The sequence below is a fragment of the Myxococcus sp. AM011 genome (assembly GCF_013372595.1).
Taxonomy (GTDB): Bacteria; Myxococcota; Myxococcia; order Myxococcales; family Myxococcaceae; genus Myxococcus; species Myxococcus eversor.
Window position 1 is genome coordinate 1 of the sequence record NZ_JABXEM010000449.1, and the last position, 4943, is coordinate 4943.

The 4943-nt window shown below is 69.4% G+C and carries 4 protein-coding genes and 1 pseudogene; all 5 read right to left on the reverse strand.

The genetic code is table 11. From position 1 onward, the window contains the following. Positions 1 to 247, reverse strand: a pseudogene (locus HUW62_RS45770) (ferric siderophore ABC transporter substrate-binding protein); the annotation flags it as partial. After that, positions 234 to 692 (reverse strand): biopolymer transporter ExbD, encoded by a 459-nt coding sequence (locus tag HUW62_RS45775; protein ID WP_163870856.1) that lies wholly within the window; start codon positions 690 to 692, stop codon positions 234 to 236. The pseudogene HUW62_RS45770 and the gene HUW62_RS45775, both read right to left, overlap by 14 nt. A 2-nt stretch (positions 693 to 694) precedes the next feature. Continuing rightward, positions 695 to 1384, reverse strand: coding sequence for a MotA/TolQ/ExbB proton channel family protein (locus HUW62_RS45780; protein ID WP_163870857.1), 690 nt, complete (start codon positions 1382 to 1384; stop codon positions 695 to 697). 133 nt (positions 1385 to 1517) lie between these two features. Next, positions 1518 to 2777, reverse strand: coding sequence for a hypothetical protein (locus HUW62_RS45785; protein WP_176438025.1), 1260 nt, complete (start codon positions 2775 to 2777; stop codon positions 1518 to 1520). Between the two features lie 48 nt (positions 2778 to 2825). Next, positions 2826 to 4943: TonB-dependent siderophore myxochelin receptor MxcH (gene mxcH, locus HUW62_RS45790; protein WP_176438026.1), on the reverse strand; the 2118-nt coding region annotated here is incomplete at its 5' end.

Sequence of the window (4943 nt, forward strand, 5' to 3'; positions counted from 1 at the left end):
GGAGTGGGGGAGGCTTCAGGTCCACCACGTGGTCGATTTGAACCGTCTGCTTCTTCTGGGCGACCTTGGGCACCGGGGACTCGCCCTTGCGCCAGGCCTGGTACGCGAGCACGCCCGCGACGCCGTGCAACGACGCGGTGGCCACCATGGCCCAGAGCAACCCGGTGCGCCGCCGGGGAGGCGGCGGGCCCAGGATGATGCTCGCGATGCTCGCGGCGGGGCGCGACGTGGGGTCAGGGGATGACACGCCCGTCCTCCGTCGTCGCGGGAGTCTCGGGCGTCGCCGGCTCGGCGGGACGCACGGTGCCGAAGGCCACCTTCGTGAGCCCGGCTTCCTTGAGCTGGTCCAACACGGCGATGACCTGCCGGTGCGGCACGGCGCCATCCGCCTGGATGACCGCGCGCAGCTCGGGGTCCTTCGCCAGCGCGCGCCTCGCGCTGTCTCGCAGCGCGGCCTCCGTGATTCCCTCGCCGTTGACCAGGAGCTGGCCCGTGGCGGTGATGGAGACGGCGAACACCGTCTGCACGTCCTCGCTCTGCGAGGCCTTGGGCAGATCCAGGGGCACGGCGGGGCTGTCCACCAGCCGGGCGGTCACCATGAAGATGATGAGCAGCACCAGCATGATGTCCACGAGCGGCGTGACGTTGATGCCTTCAATCAGGCCGCCGCGGGGCTGTGTTCCGCCCGCCATGTTCAGGCGCCTCCGGTGGAGGAGCGCGCCATCGCCCGCTCACGGGCGGAGACATAGGCCAGCACCAGGTTGGTGAGGGCCTCGGCGTCCGACAGGATGCTCGCGATGCGCCGCTGGAAGTAGTTGTAGGCGGCCACCGCGGGCAGGGCCACGCCGATGCCCACGGCCGTGGCGACCAGCGCCTCGGCGATGCTGCCCATCACCGCGTTGGAGGCGACCTGGCTCGTCTTGCCCACCACCGCGCCGGCCGTCGTCTCGCTCAGCGCCTCGAAGGCCAGGAGCACACCGATGACGGTGCCGAACAGCCCGATGAAGGGCGCGTTGTTGCCCAGCGTGCCCAGGAAGGCCAGCCGGTTCTCCAACGTGGAGCGCTCAATCGCGAGCGCGCTCTGCATGCCCTTCTCCGCCGCCGTCATTCCCTGCGGCGCCAGCCGGAGTCCAGCGCGGGCCACCGTGGCGCCCACGGACGTGCGCTTCTCCAGCTTGGAGATGGCGGAGGGGAAGTCGCCGCTCGCCAGCGTCTCCTCCAGCGCGCCGGACAGTTCGCGCACCAGGTCCTGCTTGCTGCGGAAGACAATCCACCGCTCGATGATGATGCCAATGCTCACCAGCGACAGGGCGAACAGCAGCCAGAGCACCCAGTTGGCACCCCACTGCACGAAGACATCCTTGACGATTTCCACGATGTGCATGGTCGGTCTCTCAGGCGTCGTCGGGATGACCGCTCGTCATCGCAGCGTCGGGTGTTTCGGGTTGCGTTGAAGCCGGCTTCCATGACGCCGGATGCGATCTTCCGCACCCGGCGCCCCGGAAGAATGAAGGGGACTAGCGCAGCTGCAGGAAGGAGAAGACCAGGCCCTGCGTGCTGAAGGCGACCGCGCCGTTCTGGCTGGTCAGGTCGCGGAAGTTCGTCACGGAGGAGTTGTTCGTGAACTCCGTGAAGAGCGTGCGGCTGTCCGTCACGTCATACAGGAACGTGCTGCCCGTGGACGCGGGGATGGTGGTGATCTGCGTGGCCACGAAGGTGCTGAGGTTCAGCTGCCAGAAGCGCCACGCGGACGCGCTGGCCACGGCGCGGGGGTGCGTGCCAGGGACGACGGTGTAGGACGTCTCGTCCAGGACGCGCAGGTACGCGGTGCCGTTGGGGCCGCGCAGCAGGGAGCCCGTGGCGTTGCCGTTGGTCAGGTCTCCCAGCTCGCGGAAGAAGTCCGTGTCATACTTCTCGGTCTGCGTGTTGAAGCGCAGCAGGCAGGGCACCGGCGTGGTCTCCGGGCCCGCCGTGCGATACACGGCCGCGCCGTACGCCTCGGTGGCCAGGTAGACGAGGCCATCCGGACCGACGACGCCGTCACGCACATAGCCGCAGCGGTCGTCCGTCACGATCTTCGCCGTGTCCGCCGCCGTGTCCACCACGATGACGCCGGCCTGCTTGGTGATGCCGATGCTCGCGCTCGGGCGCCAGCCGATGGGGATGATGATCTTGCCGCCCACGCGCACCGGCGCCGACGCGAAGGTGCTCAGCGCGCCCTCGACGGCCAGGCCTTCCAGGGTGATGGCCTTGGTGACCGTCATCGCGGTGGGGTTCCAGACGATGACCTTCCCCGAGCGGCCGTCGACGTAATACGCCTTCGTCTCCGACACGTACTGGAACTGGTGCTGGTACTCACCGATGGAGCTGACGCCGCTTCCCTGGAAGCTGACCTCGGCGTCGCGGCCCTGCGAGTCCTTGTCCTTCTCCAGCGTGCCGTTCGCCGTCAGCTTGTAGCGCGTGACGACGGCGCCCTCGCTGCTGCTCACGTACAGCAGGCCATTCTTCGCGATGCCCGAGCCCAGCGCGCGGCCCGGGACCTCGATGGCGTTCTCGAGCGACAGGGGCGTGGTGGCGTCGACCTTGTCGGTCAGGACGACATAGCTCAGCGACTCGTTGTCGGCGCTCACCTGGGTGATGGCGGCGTAGATGGGGCCGGTGCCGGGCGTCGGATCCGGATCCTTGTCGTCGTCGTCATCGTTGCAGCCCGCGAACAGCGACAGCGCGAGCGCCGCGGCGGTGATGCGCGACAGGGGGAAGAACGAGCGAATCTTCATGGGTGAATGCCTTTCGGAGAAAGATGACTGCGACTGCGTGTTGATGACTCAGAGCTCCGCGACCACCTTGGCGGAGACACTTCGGCCGGGACGCTGCACGCCCATGAAGTCCATGGCGGTGGCGTCGGTCAGGTTCTGCACGTCGACCGTCCAGCTGAAGGTCGCGCGCGCGGTCCGGGTGACGTAGGTGAGGGCCAGCGAGTGCAGGAGCTGCGCGTCGATGTCCTGCTTCGAGGCCTGGCTGCCCAGCTTCTCCCAGCCCCGGTAGAACGCGTGGATGTACCGGGTGTGCCAGGTCAGCGACAGCTCGTCGCGAGACGAGGCCACGCCGCTCAACTGGAACCGGGCGCTGCCGTTGGCCAGCAGGTGAGGCCGGTTGGGGAGGCGCTGCCCCTCGAAGAGTCCGAAGGCGCCCTCGCTGGAGACATTGCGGACGTCCTGCCAGGTGAGGTTGCCGTCCAGCGAGAGGTACTGGGCCGGAGACGTCCACCCGGCCGCGCCGGTGGCGCCCAGGCTGCGCGCCGCGAAGACGTTCTGGTACGTGAAGTAGCCCTCCCGCCCCTGGGGGATGATGAGCTGGTCCGCCAGTCGCGCGAAGCCCATGACGCCGCCGCGGAACGCGCCGTGCCGCGTCTCCCGCGAGTCGAACGCCAGCTCCAGGTTGACGTTGTGGCTGGTCTCCGGCTCCAGCTCGAGGTTCGCGTCGATGAGGATGCCGTCGCCGAACAGCTCGTCGGGACGGGGCAGGCGCGTGGCCCACTCGTACGAGGCCTTGGCGGTGAACAGGGACGACAGCCGGTAGCGGAGCGCGTCACCGATGCCGAAGGTGAAGGTGTCCCGGTCCACGGCCATGAAGCTGTTGTCGGGCAGCAGCCGCTCCGCGCGGGCGAGCTGCACGTAGCTCTTCACGAAGGCGATGTTCTCCAGCCGCTCGTCGAGCGCATCCAGCTCGTGCTCCAACCCGGTCACCTGGGTGTAGAGGCCACGGCGGGCGCTGAGCGGGTCCACGCCTCCCGTGCTCCGGAGGGCGCGGTCCTCGCCCGTGCGCCTCACCCAGGTCGGCGACACCGCGAGCCGCAGCATCTGGTTGGGGGTGAGGCTCCAGCCCAGGTTGATGCGCGCGAAGCCCGTGTGCTGCCCCACGTGCCGGTCGACGGCGCGGCTCTCCATCTCTCCGGCCTGCGGCAGCTCGGTGATGCACCGGCCGAACCAGTCGTAGGCGCAGCGGCCCAGGTCGCTCAGCCGCGCCTGTCGGAAGACATAGCCGCCGACGGCATCGGCGATGAGGCCGTTGCCATAGGTGTGCTCGAAGCGGAGCGTGGCGCCGCCGGACCGGTTGCCCGAGTCGACCTCGCCGTAGGGCACCTTCATCGTCGTGTCGTGTTGAATCTCCTGGGTGGACGCCGAGGCGAAGCCACGGAGGACGAGGCGGCGGGCCCAGGGCTTGTCCAGGAAGCCGACCTCCACACCGCCGCCGCCCGCGCGGAACGCATCGTTGAAGCGCGGCAGCCGCGCGTCGCTGAGCTGGCCCGAACTGTTCTCCACCCGGACGTCGACGCGGTAGTCATTGGGGCTGGAGTCGAAGAAGCCGCTGGCGCGGGCGAACAGGCCAGAGGCGCTGGCGACATGCTGCGCGCTCGCGGCGATGCGGTGGGTCTCGAACGAGCCAATCTCGTAGGACGCGGAGGCGCGGCTGCCCAGGAGGTTCTCGGTGGTGACGATCTGCACCGCGCCGCCCAGCGCGTCCGCGCCGAAGCGCACCGGCACCACGCCCTGATACACCTCCATGCGCTGCACGAGGTTGACGGGGACGTTCGCGAAGTCCGGGCCGTAACCGGCCAGCTCCAGCGGCACGCCGTCGATGAAGAAGCGGACCTGGTCATCCGCGAGTCCGGCCAGGGAGAAGCGCGCCCGGCTGCCCAGGCCTCCCGCGCGGCGCACGCCTACGCCCTCGGTGCGCGCCAGCGCCTGGCCCATGTCCACGGCCTCGCGCTGGAGGTTCTCCGTCTCGATGACCTTCACCGCCTCGGCGGAGCGACGCTTGCGGTTGGCCACGGACTCGCCCTCGACGGTGACGTCGATGGCCTCCTGGCTCACGTCGACCTGCGCCGTGGTGACGACGGGCGCTGGTGGCTGGGCTGGGGCTTCGGCCACGGGCTCCGGGGC